This window comes from Candidatus Schekmanbacteria bacterium RIFCSPLOWO2_02_FULL_38_14 (assembly GCA_001790855.1).
GTDB lineage: Bacteria > Schekmanbacteria > GWA2-38-11 > GWA2-38-11 > GWA2-38-11 > 2-02-FULL-38-14-A.
Map to the genome: position 1 here is coordinate 1 of MGDH01000035.1, position 289 is coordinate 289.

1 protein-coding gene and 1 pseudogene (1 of these 2 cut by a window edge) are annotated in these 289 nt (G+C 45.7%); both read right to left on the bottom strand.

The annotated features are described in order from the left end of the window. A pseudogene (locus tag A3H37_04270) lies at nt 1–254 on the bottom strand (hypothetical protein). Next, nucleotides 242–289: the 3' end of a hypothetical protein gene (locus A3H37_04275; GenBank protein OGL48664.1), read on the bottom strand. 204 nt of this gene lie beyond the right edge of the window; only the last 48 of its 252 coding nucleotides appear in the window; the start codon falls outside the window, past its right edge; it ends in the stop codon at nt 242–244. The pseudogene A3H37_04270 and the gene A3H37_04275 overlap by 13 nt, the downstream one beginning before the upstream one ends.

Here is a 289-nt window from a genome sequence, read left to right on the forward strand (position 1 = left end):
CCTGCCTGGCCAATGCAGGTAACGCTTCCTTTTTCATCAGTTTCTTTCTTGATTAAATCTTCAACCTCAAAAGTATCTTTTCCCCAAAGATGAGAAGAATCCCTGATTTCCACCCTCCCATTGTTTACCCAGAGGTATACAGGTTTAGCAGATTTTCCCTTTATGATTATACCGTCAAAGCCCGCTCTTTTAAGCTCACTTCCCCATGTTCCTCCACAATATGCTTCTCCCCAGATTCCGGTCAGTGGGGACAAAGATACAACAGCGTGCCTTCCGCTCCACGGAACAG